The organism is Hymenobacter sp. BT491, assembly GCF_014349165.1.
Classification (GTDB): Bacteria; Bacteroidota; Bacteroidia; order Cytophagales; family Hymenobacteraceae; genus Hymenobacter; species Hymenobacter jejuensis.
On record NZ_JACSJJ010000003.1, the window covers coordinates 983,717 to 1,008,299 of the forward strand.

At 54.2% G+C, this 24,583-nt stretch carries 26 protein-coding genes; 21 read left to right on the plus strand and 5 right to left on the minus strand.

Translation table 11 applies throughout. The features are described 5' to 3' along the window. The 8 genes from H9I52_RS15715 to H9I52_RS15750 all read left to right on the plus strand — a co-directional run bounded on the left by H9I52_RS15715 (nucleotide 1) and on the right by H9I52_RS15750 (nucleotide 8,144). Entirely contained in the window at nucleotides 1-1,251 is a 1,251-nt protein-coding gene (locus H9I52_RS15715) for an allantoate amidohydrolase (RefSeq protein WP_187454611.1), read from the plus strand. Then, nucleotides 1,252-1,998: a (S)-ureidoglycine aminohydrolase gene (gene allE / locus H9I52_RS15720; RefSeq protein WP_187454612.1), complete on the plus strand. Its 747-nt coding sequence runs from the start codon at nucleotides 1,252-1,254 to the stop codon at nucleotides 1,996-1,998. Between the two features lie 107 nt (nucleotides 1,999-2,105). Then, nucleotides 2,106-2,612, plus strand: coding sequence for a 2-oxo-4-hydroxy-4-carboxy-5-ureidoimidazoline decarboxylase (gene uraD, locus H9I52_RS15725; RefSeq protein ID WP_187454613.1), 507 nt, complete (start codon nucleotides 2,106-2,108; stop codon nucleotides 2,610-2,612). Further along, a complete protein-coding gene (gene uraH, locus H9I52_RS15730; RefSeq protein WP_187454614.1) occupies nucleotides 2,609-2,947 on the plus strand; it encodes a hydroxyisourate hydrolase in 339 nt (112 codons plus the stop codon). The genes uraD and uraH overlap by 4 nt, the downstream gene beginning before the upstream one ends. A gap of 215 nt (nucleotides 2,948-3,162) precedes the next feature. Next, nucleotides 3,163-4,605 (plus strand): DUF6986 family protein, encoded by a 1,443-nt coding sequence (locus tag H9I52_RS15735; RefSeq protein ID WP_187454615.1) that lies wholly within the window; start codon nucleotides 3,163-3,165, stop codon nucleotides 4,603-4,605. A 174-nt stretch (nucleotides 4,606-4,779) separates the two neighbouring features. Then, on the plus strand, nucleotides 4,780-5,739 hold the full coding sequence (locus H9I52_RS15740) for a nucleotide-binding protein (RefSeq protein ID WP_262386086.1): 960 nt from the start codon (nucleotides 4,780-4,782) through the stop codon (nucleotides 5,737-5,739). A 305-nt stretch (nucleotides 5,740-6,044) separates the two neighbouring features. After that, complete coding sequence (locus H9I52_RS15745) at nucleotides 6,045-6,719, plus strand: head GIN domain-containing protein (RefSeq protein WP_187454616.1); 675 nt, start codon at nucleotides 6,045-6,047, stop codon at nucleotides 6,717-6,719. 270 nt (nucleotides 6,720-6,989) lie between these two features. Further along, entirely contained in the window at nucleotides 6,990-8,144 is a 1,155-nt protein-coding gene (locus H9I52_RS15750; RefSeq protein ID WP_187454617.1) for an MFS transporter, read from the plus strand. A gap of 15 nt (nucleotides 8,145-8,159) precedes the next feature. Here the strand turns inward: H9I52_RS15750 and H9I52_RS15755 are convergent, their stop codons facing one another. After that, nucleotides 8,160-9,701, minus strand: a complete 1,542-nt coding sequence (locus H9I52_RS15755; protein WP_222940516.1) for a polysaccharide lyase family 1 protein — start codon at nucleotides 9,699-9,701, stop codon at nucleotides 8,160-8,162. A 392-nt stretch (nucleotides 9,702-10,093) separates the two neighbouring features. On the opposite strand from H9I52_RS15755, the gene H9I52_RS15760 reads away from it, so the two are divergent. After that, entirely contained in the window at nucleotides 10,094-10,516 is a 423-nt protein-coding gene (locus tag H9I52_RS15760) for a VOC family protein (RefSeq protein ID WP_187454618.1), read from the plus strand. Nucleotides 10,517-10,546: 30 nt separating this feature from the next. Here the strand turns inward: H9I52_RS15760 and H9I52_RS15765 are convergent, their stop codons facing one another. Then, nucleotides 10,547-11,077 (minus strand): GreA/GreB family elongation factor, encoded by a 531-nt coding sequence (locus H9I52_RS15765; protein ID WP_187454619.1) that lies wholly within the window; start codon nucleotides 11,075-11,077, stop codon nucleotides 10,547-10,549. Between the two features lie 108 nt (nucleotides 11,078-11,185). After that, nucleotides 11,186-11,794, minus strand: coding sequence for a T-complex 10 C-terminal domain-containing protein (locus H9I52_RS15770; protein WP_187454620.1), 609 nt, complete (start codon nucleotides 11,792-11,794; stop codon nucleotides 11,186-11,188). A 254-nt stretch (nucleotides 11,795-12,048) separates the two neighbouring features. Here H9I52_RS15770 and H9I52_RS15775 point away from each other — a divergent pair, with 254 nt between their 5' ends. From H9I52_RS15775 to H9I52_RS15795, 5 genes are all read left to right on the plus strand, one after another. Further along, on the plus strand, nucleotides 12,049-13,038 hold the full coding sequence (locus tag H9I52_RS15775) for an aldo/keto reductase (RefSeq protein ID WP_187454621.1): 990 nt from the start codon (nucleotides 12,049-12,051) through the stop codon (nucleotides 13,036-13,038). Between the two features lie 160 nt (nucleotides 13,039-13,198). Then, nucleotides 13,199-13,783, plus strand: coding sequence for a pseudouridine synthase (locus H9I52_RS15780; RefSeq protein WP_222940517.1), 585 nt, complete (start codon nucleotides 13,199-13,201; stop codon nucleotides 13,781-13,783). Nucleotides 13,784-14,092: 309 nt separating this feature from the next. After that, nucleotides 14,093-14,548 carry a cold-shock protein gene (locus H9I52_RS15785; RefSeq protein ID WP_139515647.1) on the plus strand — a complete coding sequence of 152 codons (456 nt, stop codon included), beginning with the start codon at nucleotides 14,093-14,095 and terminating at the stop codon, nucleotides 14,546-14,548. 253 nt (nucleotides 14,549-14,801) lie between these two features. Next, nucleotides 14,802-15,011: an alkylphosphonate utilization protein gene (locus H9I52_RS15790; RefSeq protein ID WP_187454622.1), complete on the plus strand. Its 210-nt coding sequence runs from the start codon at nucleotides 14,802-14,804 to the stop codon at nucleotides 15,009-15,011. A gap of 210 nt (nucleotides 15,012-15,221) precedes the next feature. After that, a complete protein-coding gene (locus tag H9I52_RS15795) occupies nucleotides 15,222-15,776 on the plus strand; it encodes a cupin domain-containing protein (RefSeq protein WP_187454623.1) in 555 nt (184 codons plus the stop codon). 35 nt (nucleotides 15,777-15,811) lie between these two features. Here H9I52_RS15795 and H9I52_RS15800 read toward each other — a convergent pair whose 3' ends face one another. Further along, nucleotides 15,812-16,945, minus strand: a complete 1,134-nt coding sequence (locus tag H9I52_RS15800) for a putative sensor domain DACNV-containing protein (protein ID WP_187454624.1) — start codon at nucleotides 16,943-16,945, stop codon at nucleotides 15,812-15,814. Nucleotides 16,946-17,070: 125 nt separating this feature from the next. On the opposite strand from H9I52_RS15800, the gene H9I52_RS15805 reads away from it, so the two are divergent. The 3 genes from H9I52_RS15805 (at nucleotide 17,071) to H9I52_RS15815 (ending at nucleotide 20,406) form a co-directional block, all read left to right on the plus strand. After that, nucleotides 17,071-18,399, plus strand: coding sequence for an MGH1-like glycoside hydrolase domain-containing protein (locus H9I52_RS15805; protein WP_187454625.1), 1,329 nt, complete (start codon nucleotides 17,071-17,073; stop codon nucleotides 18,397-18,399). Between the two features lie 338 nt (nucleotides 18,400-18,737). After that, nucleotides 18,738-19,727 (plus strand): 23S rRNA (adenine(1618)-N(6))-methyltransferase RlmF, encoded by a 990-nt coding sequence (gene rlmF / locus H9I52_RS15810; protein WP_187454626.1) that lies wholly within the window; start codon nucleotides 18,738-18,740, stop codon nucleotides 19,725-19,727. Nucleotides 19,728-19,908: 181 nt separating this feature from the next. Continuing rightward, nucleotides 19,909-20,406 carry a DUF1440 domain-containing protein gene (locus H9I52_RS15815; RefSeq protein WP_222940518.1) on the plus strand — a complete coding sequence of 166 codons (498 nt, stop codon included), beginning with the start codon at nucleotides 19,909-19,911 and terminating at the stop codon, nucleotides 20,404-20,406. Nucleotides 20,407-20,486: 80 nt separating this feature from the next. Here the strand turns inward: H9I52_RS15815 and lepB are convergent, their stop codons facing one another. Next, entirely contained in the window at nucleotides 20,487-21,635 is a 1,149-nt protein-coding gene (gene lepB, locus H9I52_RS15820) for a signal peptidase I (protein WP_187454628.1), read from the minus strand. Between the two features lie 252 nt (nucleotides 21,636-21,887). Here lepB and H9I52_RS15825 point away from each other — a divergent pair, with 252 nt between their 5' ends. The 4 genes from H9I52_RS15825 (at nucleotide 21,888) to H9I52_RS15840 (ending at nucleotide 24,579) form a co-directional block, all read left to right on the plus strand. Further along, nucleotides 21,888-22,250, plus strand: coding sequence for a hypothetical protein (locus tag H9I52_RS15825; protein WP_187454629.1), 363 nt, complete (start codon nucleotides 21,888-21,890; stop codon nucleotides 22,248-22,250). Beyond that, a complete protein-coding gene (locus tag H9I52_RS15830; protein ID WP_187454630.1) occupies nucleotides 22,244-22,459 on the plus strand; it encodes a hypothetical protein in 216 nt (71 codons plus the stop codon). The genes H9I52_RS15825 and H9I52_RS15830 overlap by 7 nt, the downstream gene beginning before the upstream one ends. A gap of 114 nt (nucleotides 22,460-22,573) precedes the next feature. Then, complete coding sequence (locus H9I52_RS15835) at nucleotides 22,574-23,038, plus strand: ATP-binding protein (protein ID WP_187454631.1); 465 nt, start codon at nucleotides 22,574-22,576, stop codon at nucleotides 23,036-23,038. Beyond that, a complete protein-coding gene (locus H9I52_RS15840; protein WP_187454632.1) occupies nucleotides 23,014-24,579 on the plus strand; it encodes an ATP-binding protein in 1,566 nt (521 codons plus the stop codon). Before H9I52_RS15835 ends, H9I52_RS15840 begins: the two co-directional genes overlap by 25 nt. Nucleotides 24,580-24,583 lie beyond the last annotated feature (4 nt).

Below are 24,583 nucleotides of genomic sequence, written 5' to 3' on the forward strand. Positions count from 1 at the left end.
GTGGAAACATACCAAACCCGCGCTGCCCGTATCATGCAGCGTATCAATGCATTAGCAGGCATTAGCGAGGACGCGCACGGCGTCACGCGCACGTTCGGCACGGCGGCATTTTTGGCTGGTCGCGACTTGGTGCAAACATGGATGGAAGCAGCCGGCTTGGCGGTGCGCACCGACGGCATCAGCAACCTGCGTGCCCGGTTGGTGAGCCAGAACCCACAGGCCAAAACCTTCGTGCTGGCCTCGCACATCGATACCGTCGTGAACGCCGGCAAATTCGACGGGCCGCTGGGCGTATTGCTAGGACTTGATCTGTTAGAAACACTTGTCAAGCAACAAGTTAACCTACCATTTCACGTTGAATTGATTGGCTTCAGCGACGAGGAAGGCGTGCGCTTTCACACCACCTACTTGGGCAGTAAAGTAGTTGCTGGTTCTTTCGATCGGAGCCTGCTGGAAAAGAAGGATGCGGCCGGCGTTTCCTTGGCGCAAGCCATCGCGGCGATGGGCGGCAATACGCAATCACTTGCTAATGAAGCAATTGCATCCCACGACTGGATGGGCTACTTCGAAGCGCACATCGAGCAGGGGCCGGTGCTGTACGAGCGCAACATCCCGGTGGCGCTGGTGACGGCCATTGCGGGGCAGCAGCGCGTGGAACTGACGTGGCAAGGCATGGCGGGCCACGCCGGAACCGTGCCGATGGACATGCGCCAGGACGCGCTGGCCGGCGCCGCGGAGTTTGTGCTGGCGGCGGAGCAGTTTGCTTTGGCTCGCAAAACCGAGATCGTCGCCACTGTGGGCAAGATTGGCGTCAGCAACTCCGCTAGCAATGTGATTCCGGGCGAGGTAACGTGCAGCCTCGACCTGCGCAGCGCAGACGCCGGGCAGCTGGCCGCAGCTTACGAGGCATTGCGCGAACAAGCCGAGGCCATTGCGCACCGGCGAAATCTTGGTCTAAGCTGGAACCTGATTCAGCAAACCGCGCCCGTTGCCTGCGATGCCGAAATGAATAAATTGCTCGCCGAAGCCATTGCCGCATCCGGCTACGAGGTCGTGTCGCTGGTTAGCGGGGCGGGCCATGATGCCGTCCCGATTTCGGCGGTTTCGCCGGCTACTATGCTCTTTATCAGGTGCTTTAAAGGCATCAGCCACAACCCGTTGGAAGACGTGGAAGTGGATGATCTGGCCGCCGCCCTTGCTGTAGCCGACCGTTTTCTGACCCTTCTTTTTACCCAATACCAAACCCATTAGATGGAAATATCAGCCCTCACCCGGTCCGTCGTCAAGCGCAACCACGCTGTCATTGCCCCCGATGGCTACATCAACAGCAACGTACCGGGGTGGACCAATTGCACGGTCAACGTCATCATCAACGAGCAGATGGGTGCTCGCCTGTGCCAAACGATCATTACGCTACGCGCTGATGGTCAATTGGTTGGAAAAACCCAGGCTTCCCAGATCTTCTTCTACGTTGTGGAAGGACAGTGCCAAGTGACGATAGACGGAGCAGAACGCACACTGGCTACGGGCCAATTTGTGTACGTACCCGTCGGGCAGGAATATCTGTTTCAAAACCCTACGGAAGGCACACAACTCCTGACTTTTCATAAGGTGTACGAGCCGCTGGAGGGCCAGCCAACGCCCGGCGTGGTGTTTGGGGAGAAGGACGACAGCAAAGCGCCGGTGTACATGAATGATCCCGCGCTGCGCATTCAGGAGCTGCTGCCCAACGAGTTAGCCTTCGATATGGCCGTCAATATATTCACTTATGACTTGGGCGGGCACCTACCGATGGTCGAAACGCACATCATGGAGCACGGCCTGCTGTACTTGCAAGGCCAGGCGGTGTATATGCTTGACCAGCAATGGTATCCAGTTAAAAAAGGCGATTCGATCTGGATGGCGCCATACTGTCAGCAATGGGCTACGACCATGGGCAAGGAGTCCTCAGTGTACATCTATTATAAAAACGTAAACCGCTTTCCAACAGTGGTTTAGCCTCTGCAAAGAACGTCACATACTGAGCGTAGCCGCAGTAGTAGAGATGCTTCGGCTACGCTCAGCATGACCGCTTTCTGGTGTCTTTTGCTAACTACTTGATTATAATGACATTAACCGAGTTAAACACCCTCGACCAACCTGCACTAGCCGAAGCGCTGAGCAAGTGCTGTGGTGCCACGGCGTGGGTGCAGGCGATGAGCGAGATTTTCCCCGTGACAGACGCCGCAACGCTGTTTTCGCGGGCCCACGACATTTGGTATGGCTTGCAGGAAAGCGATTGGCGAGAGGCGTTTACGCATCATCCCAAGATCGGCGATGCCAGTGCGCTGAAGGAAAAATTTGCCAGTACCAGCGCGTGGGCTGCGGGCGAACAAGGGGCTGTGAAGCAGGCCTCGCAGCAAGTTTTGGAAGACTTGGCCGAAGGAAACTGGCGCTACGAGGAAAAGTTCGGGTACATTTTTATCGTCTGCGCGACGGGCAAATCGGCGGAGGAAATGCTGGCGCTATTGCAAGCGCGGCTGACCAACTCACCTGAAACTGAGATCCATATCGCCATGGGCGAGCAAGACAAAATCACCAAAATCCGCCTGGAAAAACTGCTAGCCGCATGAGTCAGATCACGACCCACATCCTGGACACAACCAAAGGCAAGCCCGCGCCGGGCGTGACCATCGTGTTATATGCGCAGCAGGCCGACGATTGGCAGGAAATCGCGCGCGGCGTGACTAACCAAGATGGCCGCATCGCCAATTTGCTGCCGGACTCAAAGCCATTGGCGCTGGGCATTTACAAGATGAAATTCTTGGTCAAGAGCTACTTCGAGCAGCAGCAAACGCCGACGTTTTATCCCTTCGTGGAGATCGTCTTCAACATTGCCACACCAGAACATTATCATATCCCATTGCTGCTCAACCCCTTCAGTTATTCCACTTATCGCGGCTCCTGATTAAAATATAGAATTAGAGCTAAGGCTAGTTGCCCTCCTCAGCTGAGGAGGGGTTAGGGGTGGTTGGCCCGCGCGTTGCACAAGTACTAGCTCTTCTAACTTTTCTAATTCTAACCTTTCAACCACCCCTAGCCCCTCCTCAGCTGAGGAGGGCAACTAGCCTTAGCTCTAAATTTGTAGCGCTCACCTCTGTTTCCCACTCAGTACAATATCACATGAAGCTCAGCATACAAGACTCTGATAAAGAGCAACTTCTAAATCAGCTTGGCGTGGCGAACCGCCAATTCCAGCAGACGTACCCCGGCGACAAGCCTGACCGCCAGCCGGTGCATACGGTATACGGCGGCGCCAACCTGTTTAAGTCCGATACCTGCGTGCGCATGGGCGACATTGCCCTGAACAACCTGCGGACCTACGCGCCCAATTTCGTGGAGCTGGCTAAGGTATTGCAGCTCAAGGGCTACGAGCATTTGCCAACCTTGGAGAAAGACATCGCGGAGATAACCACTCGGCTCGATGCTATGTCGCCGGAAGACCGCAAACGGGAGCACGCGTGGCTGGCGTATTCGGTTTATAATAAGATTGTTAACAAGCTGAAGTCTGAGCCCGTCGAGGATTTCCGCATTGACTTTGAAGATGGCTTCGGCAACCGGCCCGACGCGGAAGAAGACGCGACCGCAGTGCAAGCTGCGGGCGAAGTGGCCGTGGGCATGCAAAATGGCACGCTGTCGCCGTTCATTGGCATTCGCATCAAGCCGTTCACGGAAGATTTGAAAGCGCGCGGCGTGCGCACGCTCGACATCTTTCTGACGACGCTGCTCGAAAAAACCGGCGGCCAGTTGCCCCCCAACTTCGTAGTGATGCTGCCTAAAGTGACCATTCCGGAGCAGATGACGACGATGGTACGGCTGTTCGAGATTCTGGAAAAAGCGAACAAACTCGCCTCCGGCACCCTGAAAATGGAGACGATGGTGGAGGCCACCCAAATCATCATGGACGAGGAAGGCCGCAACCCCCTGATGCGCATCATTCGGGCCAGCGAAGGACGGTGCATTGCGGCTCACTTCGGCACTTACGACTACACGGCTTCGGCGGGCATCACGGCCAAATACCAGACGATGGCGCACCCGGTCTGCGATTTTGCCCACCACATGACCAAAGTAGCGCTCGGCGGCACCGGCATTTTCCTCTCCGATGGCGCTACCAACGTCATGCCCATTGGGCCGCATCGGGGTGATAATCTGACGTTTGCGCAGCAGCAGGAAAACCGCGAATCGGTTCATAATGCTTGGCGCCAAGGTTTTCATCATACCACGCACTCGCTGATCAACGGCCTGTACCAAGGCTGGGACCTAAACCCGGCGCAGCTGCCGATGCGCTACGCGGCCACGTACAACTTTTTCCTGAGCAGCTACGACGATGCGCTGCACCGCCTGAAAACCTTCGTGGAGCGGGCCGCGATCTCAACCCTCACAGGCGATATTTTCGACGACGCGGCTACGGGCCAGGGCTTGCTCAACTTCTTCCTGAAAGCCCTAAACTGCGGCGCCATCACGGAAGAGGAAATCACGGCCACCGGCCTGACGGTCGAGGAAATTCATACCCGCTCCTTCTTCCGGATTCTGGAAGGTCGGCGCAAGCAAAAAGCAACAGCGTAAACTCTTGCTTCTATTTTCAAAAAGCCCCGCCTAAAACGGGGCTTTTTGTTTGGAGTTGCTAGTTACAATTCGCGGGTCTTTGCGAGCGGAACTTCAACCCAAGGGCCTTTGTCGTAAAAGAGGGAGCCGCGAACCTCGTCTGGCCTCCGCTTTTCTTCTATCGCTTACCCTCTTATGCTGGATTTAGTAACCGAGCACGTCTATAATATCCTCGATCATCACGTTTTCGATTTCACTCCGATTCGTCGGCACTACCTGATGGCCACCGGCCTCACCGAGGACGACTTGCACGATATTCGCGCCACTCTTGAAGATATTAATGCACTTAAAAATCACGTTTACAACCACTTACTTGTTTACGAACCAGAAGTAAAACAGCACTTTCTTCGCATTCTGCGCGAGAAGATAGATCGCTATCCCGAGGCCGAAGTAGAAAATCAAGTGATCGATGTGCTGGCCAAAAGTCGGCGCCTACGCCCCCGCGAGCCCCGCGGCGACGCCCACATTATTACGCCCGTCAGCGGACGCTTGTCGCTGTCTTTCTACGAGCCGCACGATGCCGACCTGCTGCAAAAAGATGCCGCCTTGCTGGTGCCTGTTTACCTAGATCGGTTGGCTCGCGTGGCAGAATTCCTGCAAACGCTTCGCCCCGACTCGGCCTTGGAAAGCGCACCGCCCAAGTTGGAAAACCGCAGCATTTTTATCGTGCACGGGCACAACAACGCGGTTAAGAATGAGGTAGCGCGTTTTGTAGAACAACTTGATCTGCAGCCTATTATTCTGCACGAGCAAGCCAGCGAAGGCAAAACCATCATCGAAAAAATCGAGCGTTACTCCAGGGTGCAGTACGCCATCATCCTGCTCACTGCCGACGACCAGGGCAAGGCACTGGCCGAAAAGAAAACCCGCCCGCGGGCTCGCCAAAATGTGGTACTGGAACTCGGATATTTCGCCGGCATTTTGGGCCGCGGAAACGTGTGTTGCCTCGTCGACAACAGCCAGCTCGAACTGCCCAGCGACATCAGCGGCGTGGTGTATATCCCGTTGGGTGGCAACTGGAAAGTTGATTTGCTCAAGGAGCTTCTCCATGCCGGCTTTGCTATTGATACCAACCGACTTTTCGGCCCAAACTAGTATGCATATAAGTATTTGATAATCAATCTATTATCAAATACTAGTTAAAAAAGGTCCGGTGCGATTTACGCGCCGGACCTTTTTATTTAAACTCCTACTCAGCAATCAGAGCGCAGCTTCCAAGACGAAGCAGTTGATTTACAGACACATCGTGGGATGAACCAGGAAAGTATATCGACTAGAACGCATATATTAAACAGCCTGCGGATCGCGGTTGAGGAGCCCCAGGAAATACTTTCGGTTGTGGACAACGCTTGAGGCGGCAACTTCATCTATCCCAGTGTTTCAACCCAATTGCTCATGTCATGAAACTTCCAATCGTACTCAAAATCACGGCGGTAGCCTCTTTGCTGGCATTGTTTGGCCCAACAGCGTACGCCCAAAAACAGGAAACCCGCTCGGTGGGTTCTTTTGATCAAATAAAGGCCAGCGGCGCCATCAACGTATTGCTCAAGCAAGGTTCCGAGACGACTGTGAAAGCAGAAGCCTCGCCCGAGGTGCTGGCCCATCTCAAAACGGAGGTGCAGGACGGCGTGCTGAAAATCTATCGGGACTACGACAAGCTCATAAATTGGTCGGACAAGGGACAAAAAGTGACCGTGTACATCACTTGCCCTCGCCTGCGCGGCGTGGAAGTTGGCGGCGCCAGCGACTTAAAAAGCGAATCGACGTTTGAGGCCGAAAGCTTTGCCATCCGCGCCAGTGGCGCTAGCGATGTAACGATGGCTTTGCAGGCCAAATCTTTATCGGTTCGCGCCAGCGGCGCCAGTGACGTTACGCTTTCCGGAAAGACTGAGCGCCAAGACGTTGCCATCAGCGGCAGCAGCGACTACCGGGCTTCCAACCTGCAAAGCAAACGAGCCAGCGTACAGGCCTCCGGCTCCAGTGATGCCTACCTCGCCACCGACGAGCTGGTTTCTTCGCACACGTCGGGCTCCAGCGATATCCATAACAAGAGCAAGTCGGGAGCAATGCGCTAGTGCCACTCCTGCCTTACCGAGCAGAGTTTTTCTGATGTTGATAATGCCCTTCGCAAAGACGCTGAAGCAGTAAATACTTCAGCGTCTTTGTTTTATAAACCGCTTATTAGGCTTTTATAGCTGTCGATGTTAGCTTCGGCCATACTTTATTCAAGCCGAACTATACCGTCGCACAGCGAGAATTACCTGCTTTTTGGTAACGAGTATCCAGCGGCCAACGCCTAGTTTTGCCGTTATGCGCCCGGCGCGGACGCGGCTTTTCCAACAGTTATGGCCTCTACTTCTACAGTTACGCTTGCTACTTCCCCCACGCAGGCCCGCATCGCCATCACGGTGTTTTTCTTGGTATCGGGGTTTGGCTTTTCGACATGGGCGTCGCGTATTCCGACCATTCAGCACCAACTCGGCCTCAACGATGCGCAGCTCGGAGGCGTATTGCTGGCTTTGCCCATTGGCCTGATGCTCACGCTGCCCGTAACGAGTTTGTTGTTGCAGCGCTTCAGCAGCCGGCAGGTGATGGTGGTAGGGGCCGTGCTCTACAATTTGGCGCTGGCGCTGCTGGGCTTTGCGGCTCACACGTGGCAACTGGTGGTGTTGCTGTTTTGCTTTGGCTCGTCGCGCAACCTGCTCAACATCTCCGTCAATGCCCAATCGGTGGGCGTACAGGCATTATACAATCGCTCGATTATCGCCACGTTTCACGGCATGTGGAGCGTGGCCGGCTTTGCGGCGGCAGCCGTGGGGGCCGTAGTAGTAGGGGCATCGGTGCCCACAGCCTATCATTTTGTAGGGGTCGGGATGCTGCTGACGGGGCTGGCACTCGCCTTTTTTCCGCGCACCCTCGACATATTGCCTACCCCGCAAACCCAGAAGTCCGGTTTCACGCTCCCCGACAAAACCTTGCTCAAGTTTGGCTTCATTGCTTTTGCCTCCATGGCTTGCGAAGGCACCATGTACGATTGGAGCGGCATTTATTTTCAAAAAGCCGTGCACGCGCCCAAGGCCATTGCCACCGCCGGCTTTGCCATTTACATGGTAGCCATGACGGTAGGCCGCTTCACCGGCGACTGGCTGGTGGGGCGCTTGGGCATCAAGCGAATGCTCCGCAGCAGCGGCCTTTTGATAGCGGCCGGGCTGTTGCTGGCGGCCCTGCTGCCCACGCCCGTTGCAGCCGGGCTGGGCTTTATCATGGTGGGCTTTGGCGTGTCGTGCGTGATTCCTCTGGTGTTCAGCATGGCGGGCAAATCGCCCAAAATGGGCAGCGGCTCGGCCATTGCGGCCGTATCGACGGTGGGCTATTTCGGCTTTCTGATTGTGCCGCCGGTAGTCGGTTTTATCGCCAACGCCGCCAACCTGCGCTGGTCGTTTGCCATCATGGCCACGCTGGGTGCCGTGATGGTGTGGCTGGTCAGCAAACTAGACTGATCAGTTGAAAATCAATTACTTCTTCTGCGTAGCTGGCGCCCCCGATTTACCAGGCGCAGGAGCCGCAACGGCAGCGAGGCTATTAAGGTAATTTTCGAGCGCGGTGTAGCCATTGCTGGTCACGGTGCCGCGGTCCTTGGCGTCTTTGGGGTTTAGGCCGTGGCTGCTTTCCCATTTGTCAGGCATGCCGTCGTGGTCGGTGTCGGCGGGTGCGGGCGCAGAATGCAGCACCGGCCAAGCTTTTTGCGAGATGCTGTACGGCGTGCCATGCGGGTAGCCGCCCTGCACATCAATAAGGCGGCCCGTACGTGTCACCACATTGCGGATGATGCGTTGGTCTAAGGTGTCGCGCTTGGGCAGGCTGGCCCCTACACTTTGCAGCACGGCGGCGTAAGCCTCCTGCGCCGTCTGGGTAGCAATTGGAGCAATGTCAAAAGGCCGGTCTACTTTGGAGAGTACCGTGTCGGCGGGGGCGCCGCCATTCATGGTTACGCCCTGCCAGTTGTGGCGCGTGACATCGGCGCTGGCATCCACGTAATTGCCTGTCAGATAGAACTTTCCGTAAGGCAGCGGATTTTTGCCCATCGCTACTTTATAAGGGTTCAGCACCCGCGCCCGCACCGATTCTTTGGTCGATGGGCCGTATTTGTAGTAGTTGTTGACGATGTTGTAATTGCCGCCCTCGCCCGCATACACGTTGTTTTCGCCCCAGTTGTAGATGACGTTGTTGCGAAAATCGACGTTTTCATACCCGGCCGGATGCGTGTAGCGGCTGCCGTTGAAGCGCGGCGTACGGTTGTTGCAGCTCGCAAATAAATTATGGTGCATCGTGGCGTGCTGCCCGCCCCAGATGCCGCCGAAGCCGTGATGTTCAAAGTCCTTGTCGCCGGTTTCGAAATGGTACGAATAATTCAGCGGCTCGCTCATCAGGTTCCATTGCAGCGTGGTGCTGTCGCCTTCGTACACCGAAAAGGCTTCGTCCGTCGACCAGCTCATGGTGCAATGGTCCACGATCAGGCGGGAGTTGTGCAAGCCCCCGAAAGCATCGTCGCCGCCGGCTCCGTCTACCTGGCCCTGATTTTGGTTTTTGTCGCCCATACGAAAGCGCATAAACCTCACAATCAGATTATTAGCTTTTATGCTAACCGGATAATCGGCCAGGCAAATGCCATCGCCGGGCGCCGTCTGGCCCGCGATGGTGGTGTTAGATTTGCTGATGGTCAGGGGCGAGTTCAGGTGAATCGTGCCCGATACGCGAAAGACCACCGTGCGGTGCTCGGCGGGCTGCGTCAGGGCGTAGCGCAAGCTGCCGGGCTTGGTGTCGTCGGCGAGATTGGTGACTTCAAAAACCGTAGTCGGTGAGCTGGCTGTGCCCCGCCCACCAGACGTGAACCGTCCGGCCCCCTCAGCGCCGGGGAAAGCTACCTGCTGAGCAGATGCCGGCCAGGCACCTGCTACGTAAACAATTGACAGTAAACCAGTTATAAAAGCCTTAAACGTGGCGGGGTTTTGCATGGGTGGAAGCTGATCGGTGGGTGGCAAAGCAGGGTTGGGCATGCTGCTTCAAGCTCATAAGTAGCGCCTTCCGTCGCAGAAAGTACGCTTGCCTCCCGCTTTTATTTGTGCAATCGATGTCGGGAACGTTGCCGACGCGGGTTGCTTTTTCGGCGCGGCCTCCTGAAACGACAAAAGCCCGCACCAAGATTGGCGCGGGCTTGCGATTGTGAGTCCACAAGAGGTGGATAGCGGTCAACTATAATGCGGATCGGAGCCTAGGAACTCTGCCCGTCACTTACTGACTCGTTTTGCTTTGTTTTGGCTGCCGTTCTCCAACAGGCTCTAAAAGATGATGCGGCAGTAAAAAACAGAAGGACAAAATGAGTAGACTACGATGACAATGCTCGAGCGTAACAATTCTGGCAAGTAGCAACTCGATAAAGAACCAAAGAATGGAAGAACAGGATGAAACGGCGAAGACCCCGTCTGCCAACGACACCAACCCTAAAGTGACCGGCATTGGAGGAATCTTCTTTTTTGCAGAGAACCTGCAGCAAACGAAAGATTGGTATGCCCAGCATTTAGGAATGGAAATCAACGAATGGGGTGCGAGTTTTGAATCCAGGGACGCGAACCGCCCAGACCAGATAACCTCTCTGCAATGGAGCCCTTTCGAAAAAGGAAGTGACTATTTCGCCCCTTCCACTAAGGAGTTTATGATCAACTACCGCGTTCAGAATATCGAAGCACTGGTAACCAAACTCCAGGAAAACGGGGTAACCATCCTTGATGACATTGCGAGCTACGACTACGGGAAATTCGTCCATATTCTGGACCCCGAAGGCAACAAGATCGAACTCTGGGAACCCAGTTGATTGCGCCAAGCGGAAGGGAATCAGGAAGTTCTAAAGGTGATCGTTGGCGTAGGCAATGGCTGCGACCTCAACCATTTCCTCTTTCGGGCCGAGGCGTAACGCAACCATTTGGCCCAACTTAGCGCCCTGCACGGCGCGGGCAATGGGTGCCACAAACGCCACACGCCCTTCGGCCACCGCTGCCTCGTCGACGCCCACGATGGTGAAGTGCCGCTCTGGTCCGGGCTTGCCGCTGCTACGCGTGCGCAGCGTAACCGTAGCGCCAAAGCGCACTTCGTCGGCAGGTTGGGTATGCAAATCGACCACTTTGGCGCTGGCGATGCGAGCCGTGAGCGCGCTCATGCGCGCGTTGAGAACGGTGAGCTGCCGCGTGCGGTCCGATTCGTTGTCGCGGTTGGCTTCGACTTGCGAGCGCTCCACTTCTAAGGCCGTCAGTTCGGCGCGAAGCTGCTCCAGCCCCCGTGGGGTAACGTAGTTTGGTGTGCCCGGTGGCAACGCGGCTCGCGGCGGAATAATCGGCGCCTCCAGCGAATCATCTTCTTTGGCAAAAGCTCGGCTCATACCTTTTGCTAACGCAGCCCCGCAAGGCAGGTTGCTTGCCGAAGTCCCCAAGCAGCTTGAGCTAGATGCTCAAGCTGCTCGAAAACCACGTATTCAATTTATTGATTATTAATCTTTTACCTTACGCTCGCCGTCTTCATCGACTTTGATCTTGGTGCCGTTGGCACGCTTGGTCTTGCGTTCGCCGTCTTTGTCTATTTTGACTTTGGTGCCGTTGGCGTATTCAATTTTCACTTTGCCGCCGTCGCGCTCGTATTTCACGATGGCCGGGCCGCGGCGGTGTGCAGGTGCTGCTTGCGTTGCGGTGCCCGAGCCCTCGGCAGTGTAGGCCTGCGGCTGCGCCGAGCCGTCGAGAATGTTGCGAACCTCCGAGTTGGTTTCCAGCGTGACATTGCGCACGGCGGCGTGTTGGCCCACGGTGTCGGTGGTGTAGCGGGTGCGCACGTCCTGAATGCGGCGGTCGCGTTTCTGATATGCCGCGCGCACCTGCGCCGCCTTGGCCGGGTCCTTTATCGTGGCCGGATCAATGACTTGCGTGGTGGTATCGTATTGAGTTGTCGTGGTGGTGGTAGTGCCAGCCGCCGCAGTGTCGGTAGCAGCAGTGGTGGTAGAATCCGTCACGACCGTAGTCGTCGACGTATCGGTGGTTTTGTCCGGGGTGCAGGAAGCAAGGTTCAGCGCAGCAGCGCAGGAGAACAACAGAATAATTTTTTGCATGACAAAGGAAAGCGAAGTGCAATAGGAACTGTGAGACCCAAACTAGGTACCGGGCGCTATACGGACGCGCTTGCGGTGCGGTTATCCAGGCAGCGCTTTCCCTAGGCTGCGGCAACTCAGGGCTTCGAGCAGCCGGTACGGTTAACTTTTATCCTTAGCCGCTTTCAGAGCGTAAGAAGACGAGGCCACAGACACACGGCTTACGGCCAAGGCATGCAGAAAGAAGACCTGTCTTCACAACTACTTATTACACAATGGATTATATCAGACTAGGAAAAACTGGCCTTAAGGTTTCGCGCATCTGTTTGGGGTGCATGACGTATGGCTCGCCGGAAAAAGGCACTCACTCTTGGGCGCTTAACGAAGAGCAGAGTCGGCCGTTTATTAAGCAAGCGCTCGAAGCGGGCATCAACTTTTTCGACACGGCCAACGTGTATTCGGTGGGTGCCAGTGAGGAAGTAGTGGGGCGGGCGTTGCGCGATTTTGCCAAGCGCGACGAAGTGGTGATTGCCACCAAAGTGCACGGCGTGATGCGCCCCGACGACCCAAACGGCCGCGGCTTGTCGCGCCGGGCCATCCTGCAGGAAATCGACAACAGCCTGCGCCGCCTTTGCACCGACTACGTCGATCTCTACCAAATTCACCGCTGGGACTACGAAACGCCCATTGAAGAAACCCTCGAAGCCCTTCATGACTTGGTCAAAATGGGCAAGGTGCGCTACATCGGGGCCTCGTCGATGTACGCCTGGCAGTTTACCAAAGCCCTGTACTTGGCCGACTTACACGGCTGGACGCGCTTCGTGACCATGCAAAACCACCTCAACCTGCTCTATCGCGAAGAAGAACGCGAAATGATGGGGCTGTGCGAGGCCGAAAACATCGGGGTGCTGCCCTGGAGCCCTCTGGCCCGCGGTCGCCTTACCCGCCCCTGGGAAACTGAGCCGAGCACCAAGCGCGCCGAAACCGACAAGTTTGCCAAAACCCTATACAGCGCCACCGAGGAAGCCGACCGCAAAGTAGTGGAGCGGGTAGGCGAGCTGGCCGCCGCTCGCGGCGTGCCCTACGCCCAGATCGCGCTGGCTTGGCTGCTACAAAAACCAATGGTGACTTCGCCGATAATAGGCGCCACCAAACCGCACCACATCGACGACGCGGTGGCGGCCTTGGGCGTAAAGCTTACTGCTGAGGAAGTTAAGTTGTTGGAAGAAGCGTATGTGCCCCACCCCGTAGCCGGCTTCGCCTGAGCAACGGCCGAAGCAGGTACAGCCCTCAGCAAGCAGATATTCCTCCTTACTTTAGCCGCTACCTAGTAATGTGCTGAGTTGACGAGACGCCCAGCATCAAGAGCAAGCACTTGATTACCAGAGACTTATATAAACTCCTAAATATCTCATCCTCAAACACTTGCAGATCGAAACCAACCATCAGCACTTCCTTATTTACAAGCCCTACGGCTACCTTAGCCAGTTTGTGTGCGAACTGAAAAAGAAGAAGCTGCTCGGTGAGCTGTACGCGTTTCCGGAGGGTACGATGGCCATCGGCCGCCTCGACGAGCACAGCGAAGGCCTGCTGTTGCTGACCACCGACGGGCTGGTGAGCGAACACATCCGTAGCCGCCACATCGAGAAGGAATACTACGCGCAGGTTGATGGCCTGATTACCGACGAGGCCCTGGAACAGATGCGGCAAGGCGTGGAAATCGGCATCCGAAACGCCAAGTACCAAACGAAGCCGTGCGTGGCCTTCCGGGTAGAAAACGTGCCGGACTTTCCGGCGCGGGGCCGCAAGATCCGCGACGACCGCCATGGGCCCACCAGCTGGGTTTCGATTACGCTCACGGAAGGCAAGTTTCGGCAGATCCGGAAGATGACGGCGGCCGTGGGCTTCCCGACCTTGCGCCTCATCCGGGTGCGCGTCGGCGCGATTGGGCTGAGCGACTTGCAGCCGGGCGAAGTGCGCGCGATGGCCAGCTTTTCGGAAGCCGACTGACGAAACCGGCGCGTGCCCGAAAGGCCGCGCCAGCGCGGTGGGCCTACAACCTGTGCGCTTTTGCCATATCTTTACTAAAACCGGCGCGGCGCGGGCGGCTTTTAGATGCATCCGGCTCGCCGCTTTGCGCGCCCCACGCGGCAAAGTACGTCTGGCGAGCGCTTGCAGAGCTCGGCGGGGCGTTGGGAAAGAAGCAGGGCGAGTGAATAATATTCATGAACTTTAATCTTTCCTTCGCTGTCTTAAATAAGTCTCCTGTGTCACGTCCGGCTTCGGATACGCCAACAGGAATAACCTTCAAAAAACAATATGGGTAGGTCGCAAGAAACCTTTGGTAAAAAGGAAAACGAGAAAAACAGACAAAAGAAGAAGAAAGAGAAAGAGGAGCGCAAGGAAGAGCGCCAGGCCAACGCCAAGAAGGGCCAGAGCCTAGAGGACTTGCTCGCGTACGTGGACGAAAACGGCAACATCTCGTCGACGCCTCCGGACCCGAAGAAGAAGCGGGAGATCAAGACCGAGGACATTCAGTTGGGCGCGGCCAAGCGCGAAGAGGCGGAGCCCGGCGACGCCATCCGCAAAGGCACGGTCACGTTCTTCAACGACTCCAAGGGCTACGGCTTCATCAAAGATTCGCAGAGCCAGGAAAGCATTTTTGTGCACGCCAACGGCCTGATCAACCAAATCAAGGAGAACGACAAGGTGATCTTTGAGGTGGAAATGGGGCAGAAAGGCCTCAACGCAATCTCGGTTAAGCTGGACGTTTAAGGTTTTTCTTTTCGGTAGTCTGTGTTGCTTATGGGCCTGAGCGCCGGCTTCGGCCAGCACGCTGCGGGTAGCGTATTTCGCTTGCCGTAGGCCGTTTGCATTACAGCGCCGGAGCCCAAGCCGGCCCCTTCCCTACCCTCATCACACATATGAAAGGCTGAAGCGCTTGCGTCTTCAGCCTTTTGCTGTATAAGGCCCCATTGGCAAAACGCCAAGTACTTACCTTTGAGGCATAATACTTACTCACAACCTCATGGACGTAAAGGATAGCAACGGCACACTGCTCAGCGAAGGCGATTCGGTCACGATCATCAAAGACCTGAAAGTCAAGGGCTCTTCGACGGTACTGAAACGCGGCACGGTCGTGAAAAACATCCGCCTCACCTCCAGCCCCGACGAGGTTGAGGGCCGCGTCGACCGGACCGTGATGGTGCTGAAAGCGGCGTTCCTGAAGAAAGCATAAACCGACTTACCACCTGAATACTGACTGGCCCAAGCTTCGCTCGAAGTTTGGGCCTATTTTTTTGGCAGGACCAGCCTGGGAATAATCGAAATTCTGAGCAGATTTCGTTTTATGCAAAGTATTAATAATCAGAATATTACAAAGCGCTTACTATAACAATAGTCGCACTTTGTGCCTTCGGATTTCACTCCTACCTAAGTCCAAATTCCTATGCAAAGACGCCAATTCGTTTTCTCGGCCGTGGCCGCGGTGCCATTTATTACGACTGCACAAGCCGGTTTGCCCTCTCCCAGTAAGGGCTTTGTGGCGAAGGCCGGAGAAGGCCGCTTTCACGGCCATATTCAGCTCAAGGGCGTCAATTCCAACATTCTGGATGTGAAGGTATCGGGCAAGGATACGGGCGGGTTGCTGGCGATTTTTGAGCAAACCAGCGTATCGCCCAAGCGCGGCACGCCTTTGCACCTGCACCATTTTCAGGATGAGGTTTTTTTTGTGCAGGCCGGTGAGTATTACTTCCAGGTCGGCGACGACAAGTACCGCCTCCACGCCGGCGACAGTATTTTTCTGCCCCGCAAAGTGCCGCACGCCTGGACGCAGGTCAGTGACACAGGCAAGATGACCGTAACGCTGCAACCCGCCGGCAAGCTCGAGGAATTCTTTATGGCGATGGCTGCCTTAAAAGCCACGCCAACAAACGAAGAAATAGCCAAAATATTTGCCGCCCACGAGATGCAGGTAGTCGGCCCACCGCTGGCCATCGATTAGAATCCATCTTGTATAATTGTTTAACAATCAGATAGTTACAAAAGCAGCACATCAATACGATGGGCGTGCACCATTTGCAACGACTCCGACCAGGCAAAGACCGTGAAGAAGCCATCCTGTGAGGCTACCAGAGCGAGGGCATCGCGTTGGTCGTACACAAATTGGGCAGCGGCCAGGTGGCGCGTGCCGCCGTTCTGGGCCGGGTGCAGGTAGCGCGCCACGCTGTCGAGCACGGGTTCGGTGAGCACCATCCTGTCGACGGGGGTGCTGGATTCGGCCCGCGCCACCTTCGCCCCGAAGGCCAGCAAATGGTAGTCGCGGGTGATAACGGTAGCCCCATCGACGGCCGTGAAGCCCCCCACAATCCCGATGGCTTGCTGAATTTCTTCCCGCCACTTCCACTTGGCCTGTTCCAGGTGCCGGCCTTCGGCAATGCCGGTGTAAGCCGGAAGCACCGGATACGTAATAGGCTGAACAATAGAATTTTGCCACTGCGTCGAGCCGGAAGGCACGACCAGCACCAAGCCGCCGCGGCCGTGGGCACGCATAACGGCGGCCAGCTCCACGAGCACGTTATCGACTTCGCCAGTGCCGGAAGCGGGCAGGCTTTGGCCCGGCAGAAACATTTGCAGCGCCGGACAGTCGTCGACGGCGGCGTTTTCGGCGTCTACGAGCTGGAGTTGGTCGCCGCGCAGGATGGCCACGTTCACAAACTTGCCAAAGCCGTCGGCGCGGCGGTGCTTCACCACCAACAAGCCCGGCTCCACCACTTCCAGCACAAAGCACAGCGGCGGAATGCCAGTGGCCGTGCCCCACACATACAGTCCTTCGTCGTCGTGCCACACCCCCAGGTGAATGCCGGGCTGCTCGACGGCCGGAGCCAGCTTGAGCAGGTTGTACGGGATGAGGCGGCGCTTCGTGAACACTACCGGCTGCGTGGCTTGGTGGGGCTGGAGCAGGGCCAGCGAAATCTTAGGCGGATGCCCCTCCTCGCGTCGCAGACTAGCCCAAAATGCCGCGTCGATGACGACTTCTACCAAGCTAGCCGATGGCATAGGCGCAAAAGTGGCTGGGTCGTGGGCGGTAGCAGCCTCCCGGTGCCGGGCAAAGTGCGATTCAATCATGGGCGCCACCACGCGCGCCGCCAGGTAGGTAGGTTCGGAAAGCATAACCGGCAAGTACGCAGCTTTTGAGATGAGAGTCTATAGGTGGCCTGATAAGCGTGGGGCAACTCCGCGGCTTTTTGCTTACACTTACCAGGGTACCGCCTTACTCATCAGCCTTATTCTATTCTGTGAAAACAACTTGGTTACCCCGTCTGGCCATCGCACTTTTCCTGGTCACACTTTCGCCTCCGCTGGCCGCCCAGACCACCCGGCCTGCCGAAAGCAAGGCGGCACAAAGCGGTAGCTGGGCGAAGCTCGCCACCGACGCTGCCCGTGTTGGGAAACCCGCTTGGTGGCCCATGCTTGGCTACGTGGCCAGGTTGCACCAACAAGCCACGCATCCGGCTACCTGGCCCTTCGATTACGAATGGGAAGACCTAGGCCCCGGCTACGTGTACGGCAACGCGTTTGGGCACTGGGACGTGGTACACGAGATTTTGGATGTACTGCCTTCCTACCCAGAACATGCTCTCCACCAGCTTCTTAACGACATCAAGAACCAGGAGCCCTCTGGCTTGCTGCCGGGCTCCATTTATATGCCCGGCGGGCTGTCAAAGCGGGACTCTATTACCTGGAATAAAAACACGCAGGGCCACCCGCCGCTGTGGCCTTTGGCCGTGCAGGAATACGTGAAAGTCACCCACGACAGCAGCGTAGTCAGGACTTTCTACACGCCGCTGATCCGACAGATTGCTTGGTTTGAGAACAACCGAAAAGCCGAAAATGAAGGCTTTTTTTACAACGACATTCTGCTGAAAAAGTGGGAAAGCGGCGTCGACGAAGGCATTCGCTTCGACGAAGTGGCGAAGGGTGCTCTGGCCTGCGTCGATGCGACCAGCCACGTATACGCGCTCTACCAGATTGCCGCGCAGTGGGCCCGGCAGCTTGGCCTCAACGCCGACTATTACGAAAAGCGCACCCAGGAATTGCGGTCGTTTATTCAGACGGGTTTGTATGTGCCGGCCGACGGCATGTTTTATGATAGCTGGGCCGTAAAAGACGCCAAGCTGCGCAACCTCCCTTTCGAAAGCATGTGGCCTTTGGTAACCGGCGCCGCGACCCAGGAGCAAGCCGACCGCTACATTGACACTTACCTGCTGAACAAATCAGTCTTTCTGACCAACCACCCGATTGCGACGGTAGGCCGCCGCGACCCCAAATTTGAACTGCGCATGTGGCGTGGCCCCGCTTGGAACAGCATGGCCTATTGGGCCGCCCGTGGGTGCCTGAACTACGGTCGGAAAGACGCTGCCAAAATCATCTTGGAGAAAGCGCTGGATGATTCGGCGAAGCAGTTTAAAAGAACTGGCACTATCTGGGAGTTCTACAACCCGTTGGGTGGCAAACCCGAAGACTTAAAGCGCAAGCCCAACACTAAGTACAATACGCCCTGCCGCGATTACCTCGGCCACAACCCGCTGATAGAAATGGCACGGCTGTATGATTCTGTGAAGTAAGGAGTTACGTATAGGGGAAACACGCGCATACCGCATAATATATTGATTATCAATATATTATACTAAATCCATATTTATCCTGACCACAGCAGCCTCAACCCAGCCAGCTCCGACTACCCTACTTAAAACTTGTTTATCGGGTCATCCAGAGCATAGCGAAGGATGACGGACGTAGAGGGCAATGGACTTCGCTGCACTGACTGAAACTACGTTTTTAACACTTTCGAATCTGGCTGCGTGAACTACCTCAAACTTCCGTTGCCGCAACTCTCGTTAGCTTTGATGGCGGCCCGCCTGCTGTTTAGCACCAAAGCCGCTTCCCCTAAACCCATTGCCCGATGACTCAGCCGCCCAAGGATTTCACTGCCGACAAAGACCAACTGCACCCGCGCAACCGCCACCGCGGCCGTTACGATTTCCCGCAGTTGATTCGCACCTCGCCGGAGCTGGCGCAATTTGTGGCCGACAACCCGTATGGCGACGCCAGCATCGATTTTGCCAACCCGCAGGCGGTGAAAGCGCTCAACAAAGCGTTGCTGAAGCAGTTTTACAACATTCAGATGTGGGATATTCCGGCGGGTTACCTAAGTCCGCCCATCCCCGGCCGCGCCGATTACATTCACTACCTGGCCGACCTCATCGCCTCCGTCAACGAAGGCGTAACCCCGACGGGCAAGGGCATCCGGGTGCTCGATGTAGGCGTGGGTGCCAACTGCATCTACCCCATCATTGGGCGCCACGAATACGGCTGGCGCTTCGTCGGCACCGACGTAGACCCGGTCGCCATTCGGGTTGCCAAGCAAATTGTGGCCAGCAATACGGGCCTCTCGGGTGCGGTGGAGCTACGGCTACAACCCGCTTCCAGTAATATTTTCAGCGGCATGGTCAAGCCCAAGGAGGTCTTCGACCTGACGATGTGCAACCCGCCGTTTCACGGGTCGCAGGCCGAAGCTGAAGCCGCCAGCCGCCGCAAGGAGCACAACCTGGGCACCAGCAAAGGCCCAAAACCCGAACCCAACTTCGGCGGCCAGTCGGCGGAGCTGTGGTACCCCGGCGGCGAGGCTACTTTCCTGTGGCGCATGGCCGAAGAAAGCGCCCATCTGGTGCGGGAAACGTGCTTTTGGTTTACGGCGCTGGTTTCCAAGAAGGAAACCCTTCCGGGCCTGTATAAGTCGCTGCAAAAGCTGGGAGCCGTAGAAGTGCGCACCATCAACATGTCGCAGGGCCAGAAAACCAGCCGCATCGTAGCCTGGACGTTTCTGGACGCGGAGCAACAGCAGGCTTGGCGCGCGAAGCGGTGGCTGAATAAGCCGGCCCCCACTGCCTAGAGCTGCACGGCTTTGGGCATTTGCTTGTTGAAAACTGGGTTTATGCACGCGGAGCACTTGGCAACAGATCTGCCGCTTAAGGCCCAAGCTATTAACTAGTTACGCAGTGATCTCTGTTGCTCAATTAGCCCTGAAAATCTTACCTTAAGGCAAGTTCCTCCACAACTCACTGCCTTTTGCCATGTCTTATTCAATGCCTGCTTCCGCCCCAACTGTTCGGCTGGGCCGCACCCGGGCAGTAGTGCTGACCGCCTTGGTAGCCGGGACGCTGGACATCAGCGTGGCAATGACGAAATACGCCCTCACCACGGGGCGAGATCCGCTCGGCGTGCCGCGCTACGTGGCTAGCGGCTTGCTGGGGAAAGAGGCGCTCACCGGCGGCCTGGCAGCGGCGGGCTGGGGTTTCGTGTTTCACTACGGGTTTGCCTTTCTTTTTACGGCCTTTTATTTCTGGCTTTTTCCCCGTTTGGGCCAACGCTGGTCGCACCCCGTCGTGCGGGGCGTGCTCTACGGCAGCTTCGTGTGGCTCGTCATGAACCTGGTCGTCGTGCCGGCTTCGCGCATTGGGCGCCTGCCTTCCGACCCGGCTAAAGCGGCTTTGGAATGGCTGATTATACTCGTTTGCATTGGCCTGCCAATTGCGATTGGTGCCGCTCGCTACTATCGGTCAGCTAAATAGTGATTTCGCGATTCACCTTGATCCCAGTATGATCGAAGCCGAAGCCAAGCCCATTCGACAACTATTTATCTATCAATAATTTAGCTAATAGGCTGAAACAGGCGATCCCAACGGATTTTGTGCAGCCAGTCGGCGTTCGGGTCGATGGATAGCCAGACGAAAACCGCTTTCCCGACGATATGATCTTCGGGGACGAAGCCCCAAAAGCGCGAGTCTTCCGAGTTGTGGCGGTTGTCGCCCATCATGAAGTAATAGTTCTGCTTGATGGTATAAAGCGTCAGCGGGCGGCCATTTTGCTGAATCATGCCATCCTTCCAACTGATGCCCGTGTTGTGCTCGTATTGGGCCACGATTTTGTAGTAGATCGCGGCGTTGGCGGGCGTTAACGCGATGGTCTGGCCTTTCTTGGGCACGGGCAGCGGGCCATAAGTATCGAGCTGCCAGTGGTGGGGCACGGTGCTAGCGGCCCCGGAATTGTGGAAATCGGCTACGTCGGGGAAGAGATCCGTCTGAAACTTGGGCACCGTCAGGGCCTTCACATAGGGCTGCCGACGAAAATACTCTGCTACGCTGGCCGGGCAACTGATGTAAAAGCCCGGCTTGCCCGTTGTGGGGTCGGTGCTCGCTCTCGGAATTCCATCGGGCTCGTCGTAATCGACTATGCCTTGGGCATGCAGCGCCTGCCGAATGGCATCATCGGGGGTATCGATCTCCATGAAGTACGTATTCTGCAACTGACCCGCTACGGGGCCGGGCTGCCCATTCAGCCACACCTGTCCGTTGCGTATCTCCATGGTGTCGCCGGCTACCGCGATGCAGCGCTTGATCAGGTGGGTGCGCAGGTCGGCCGGCCGTTGCTGCTCGTGCGGCACATGAAACACCACCACGTCGTTGCGCTGAACGGAGCTGAAGCCGGGAAAACGGTACGTCGGCAGTTGAATCAGGTCGGAGTAGCTTTTCAGGCCCAACACCTTCTGGTGCGTCAACGGGATTTGCAGCGGCGTTTGCGGCGTGATTGGGCCGTAGTGCAACCGACTCACAAACAGGTAGTCGCCCACCAGCAGCGTGTGCTCCATGCTGGGCGTCGGGATGGTGTATGCCTCCACCGCCGACCAGCGGATAAGCGTGGCCGCCACAATGGCAAACACCACGGCATCGCGCCATTCGCGGGCTTTGCTTTTGGACTTCTGGGGTGAAGCGCTGTTGCGCTTGAAACGGAAGAGGTTCATGGATTTCAAGGCTTATATAAACTACTGATTAATACATTTTTACCCCCGGATATTCAGAGCGATCAGTCTCACGCGCACCTATGCAGACGCCAGTACAGGCAATCAGGAACGGCTAAGCATAGAAAACTGTCTATATTCGATCTCCAACGTATCTGTCCGCAGGTATAGTATAATCCTAGAAAAAGAGGCCGCCGCTCTAGTAGCAGCGGCCTCTTTTTCTATCTTGACCCCTTATAATCTTTCAAAAATCACATGAGCCCTTACGCCGATAAGCTTAACGCAACAAAACAGGAATATCCTTTTGCTGGATGGAGAGAGTATTATGATGATGGGCTTGAGCAATACACCGAGGAGAATTGTGCTGAGGTTGAAGCGATCTTCAATACCCTTATCACTGACCTTATAGCACTTGGAGAGAATGCAACTGAAGCTAAGAAAATAGCAGCATTCCAAAAAGCCATTGAGGCTACCAACGAACTAGATGAAGAACTCATCGAAACCGGCGAGCGAGAGGAAATATGCGAATTAACCAATAGCATGACCGTGGCCTGCGGACTTAACCCTGCTGATTATGGCGACGGGGAAGGACTAGCATCCGAATGGCGAGAGTGGTAATCAAATCTTTCCACGACGCTAAGCGCCTCAAAAACACCCCGGCCCACGTCCGCATCATCCAGTGCGGGGTCCGCGCCTACATCAACCCGCGCTACCTCGCCCTGGCCCGCAAGCACGGCTTCACCCTGCATACCATCGAGGGCAACATTGCGGACCTAAGCAAGCTACTGGAAGGCGAAACTATCACCATCCAGGTCCAGCAGTACTAAGTAACCAAGGATGGGTTTAAATTGGTGCAGAAAACATAGTGATTTCTACAATCCTTATGCTTTCTGCAGTATATTTTTTACTAACAGTGCATCACAATCTCATCAAAACTATAAATGAAACGCGACACTAATATTACCTCGTCTGGAATCAAAAAAGTTCTAAAAAATTACAAACACACAAGTGCGTTAGCAGAATATATATGGAATGGTTTCGATGCAAAATCATCTCAAGTAGAAATAAATTATACTTACGATGAATTAGAAAATATAGATCAAATCTGTATTACAGACAACGGATTTGGAATAAACACATCCAAACTAGAGGACAAATTCGACAAGTTTTATGATTCTGAAAAGAGCATTGAAATTCAATCCCCTAAGCACACCTCTGTTTTACATGGAAAGAATGGAGTCGGAAGACTAACATTTTTCACATTTGCCCATGATGCAGAATGGAAAAGTTGCTACAAAGAAGGATCAAAGCTTAAAGGGGTACGAATAAATATAAGTGCCAGTAATTTAAAGTCTTCTAATTCTATACCTATAGACCCCCATTGCCTGCCACTGGAACAATCGTAACTTTTAATAACGTAAAAATATCTAAACCTCAACTTGAATTAGAAATAATCCCCTTTATCAAAGAAGAATTTTGCTGGTTTTTGGAATTAAATAAGAATAAAGGATTTAAAATAATAATTAACGATGTAATTTTAGATTATTCAGAACTACTTTTGGATAATGAAGAATTTGTTATAGACGAAAATAATACTACTTTCGAGATAAAATATGTACAGTGGAAGAAATCTTTAAACACTGAACAATCTAAATTTTATTATATCAACGATGATAACATCGAAGTATACAAAGATTTCACAACTCTTAATAGAAAATCAGACAACTTCTATCATAGCATATACATAAAGAGCGACTTTTTCAACAACTTCGACTTTCAAAAAAAGCAATCTGAATCTCAAATAAATTTGTTTGCCAAAGCAAAGTCTGCCCCTGAGCACAAACAGTTAATTAGCAAACTAGGAGAATACTTACAATCAAAAAGAAAACCTTTCCTAAGAGCTTATGCAGAAAAGCTCATAAATGATTATGAAACCCAAAATATATTTCCGGAGATAAAGAACGATTGGGAACAACCGCGTCTCAGAGAATTAAAGGACACTATAATTGGTTTATACGAAGCACAACCCAAAATATTTGTTAGCCTAAACACTGAACAAAAAAAGACATTTGTAAGATTTTTAAATCTCTTGTTAGATTCTAACGAACGTGAACATATATTTGATATCTTAGAAGAAATAGTAAATCTTGATACTGATGAGAGGGAGCAGCTCTCTAGGCTATTTAAAACCACTAAACTCGACCGAGTTATTTCAACAATCAAATTGATTGAAGATCGGTACAAGACCTACTATGCACTCCAGGACCTTGTCTTTAAAGCCGAATTAGAGGCAGCAGAGGTACCACATCTGCAATCTCTTATTGAAAACCATTATTGGCTTTTTGGAGAAGAGTATCACCTTGTTACAGCCGCCGAGCCTAAATTCAACGAAGCATTAGAGAAATACATATATCATACAAAGGGAAATAAAATCAAGGCAGATATTGACCATCAATTCAAATTGAAAGAGATGGATATATTCGCCTGTAGACAGAATAAAAAAGATAATATTATTCAGAATATAATGGTTGAACTCAAACATCCTCTTGTTGCGCTTGGACAAGCAGAATATATGCAAGTTGATAAATACATGAGTGTTATTACTAGTCAGCCTCAGTTCAACGCATCTAACATGGAGTGGAGGTTCTACCTCATTGGGAACAAGTTTGATACTTCGGGTTTTATAGAAAGACAAATAGAATCAAATAAAAATCATGGCGAAGCATCTTTAGTTCTATCAAATAATTCAGGGAAAATAAAATTTTATGTCAAGACTTGGCGTCAAATTTTCACAGAATTTGAGTTAAAGCACAGTTTTATTGATGCGAAGCTTAAATTAGAGAGGGACGAACTTATAACAGAGTGCAATACTGCTAATGCATTAGTAGAATTGGCTAATGGCAATTCTGCTATCAGTCCACCCCAAGTTTTCATTCCGAAATCATAAGTAT

Coding starts and splice junctions, on each gene's coding strand:
- H9I52_RS15800 (WP_187454624.1), bottom strand. CDS start 16,945: ATGCTTTCCGAACCTACCTACCTGGCGGCGCGCGTGGTGGCGCCCATG.
- H9I52_RS15785 (WP_139515647.1), top strand. CDS start 14,093: ATGGGTAGGTCGCAAGAAACCTTTGGTAAAAAGGAAAACGAGAAAAAC.
- H9I52_RS15740 (WP_262386086.1), top strand. CDS start 4,780: ATGCTGGATTTAGTAACCGAGCACGTCTATAATATCCTCGATCATCAC.
- H9I52_RS15735 (WP_187454615.1), top strand. CDS start 3,163: ATGAAGCTCAGCATACAAGACTCTGATAAAGAGCAACTTCTAAATCAG.
- H9I52_RS15795 (WP_187454623.1), top strand. CDS start 15,222: ATGCAAAGACGCCAATTCGTTTTCTCGGCCGTGGCCGCGGTGCCATTT.
- lepB (WP_187454628.1), bottom strand. CDS start 21,635: ATGAACCTCTTCCGTTTCAAGCGCAACAGCGCTTCACCCCAGAAGTCC.
- H9I52_RS15770 (WP_187454620.1), bottom strand. CDS start 11,794: ATGCAAAAAATTATTCTGTTGTTCTCCTGCGCTGCTGCGCTGAACCTT.
- uraD (WP_187454613.1), top strand. CDS start 2,106: ATGACATTAACCGAGTTAAACACCCTCGACCAACCTGCACTAGCCGAA.
- H9I52_RS15745 (WP_187454616.1), top strand. CDS start 6,045: ATGAAACTTCCAATCGTACTCAAAATCACGGCGGTAGCCTCTTTGCTG.
- H9I52_RS15775 (WP_187454621.1), top strand. CDS start 12,049: ATGGATTATATCAGACTAGGAAAAACTGGCCTTAAGGTTTCGCGCATC.
- allE (WP_187454612.1), top strand. CDS start 1,252: ATGGAAATATCAGCCCTCACCCGGTCCGTCGTCAAGCGCAACCACGCT.
- H9I52_RS15815 (WP_222940518.1), top strand. CDS start 19,909: ATGTCTTATTCAATGCCTGCTTCCGCCCCAACTGTTCGGCTGGGCCGC.
- H9I52_RS15835 (WP_187454631.1), top strand. CDS start 22,574: ATGAAACGCGACACTAATATTACCTCGTCTGGAATCAAAAAAGTTCTA.
- uraH (WP_187454614.1), top strand. CDS start 2,609: ATGAGTCAGATCACGACCCACATCCTGGACACAACCAAAGGCAAGCCC.
- rlmF (WP_187454626.1), top strand. CDS start 18,738: ATGACTCAGCCGCCCAAGGATTTCACTGCCGACAAAGACCAACTGCAC.
- H9I52_RS15825 (WP_187454629.1), top strand. CDS start 21,888: ATGAGCCCTTACGCCGATAAGCTTAACGCAACAAAACAGGAATATCCT.
- H9I52_RS15750 (WP_187454617.1), top strand. CDS start 6,990: ATGGCCTCTACTTCTACAGTTACGCTTGCTACTTCCCCCACGCAGGCC.
- H9I52_RS15765 (WP_187454619.1), bottom strand. CDS start 11,077: ATGAGCCGAGCTTTTGCCAAAGAAGATGATTCGCTGGAGGCGCCGATT.
- H9I52_RS15790 (WP_187454622.1), top strand. CDS start 14,802: ATGGACGTAAAGGATAGCAACGGCACACTGCTCAGCGAAGGCGATTCG.
- H9I52_RS15755 (WP_222940516.1), bottom strand. CDS start 9,701: ATGCCCAACCCTGCTTTGCCACCCACCGATCAGCTTCCACCCATGCAA.
- H9I52_RS15760 (WP_187454618.1), top strand. CDS start 10,094: ATGGAAGAACAGGATGAAACGGCGAAGACCCCGTCTGCCAACGACACC.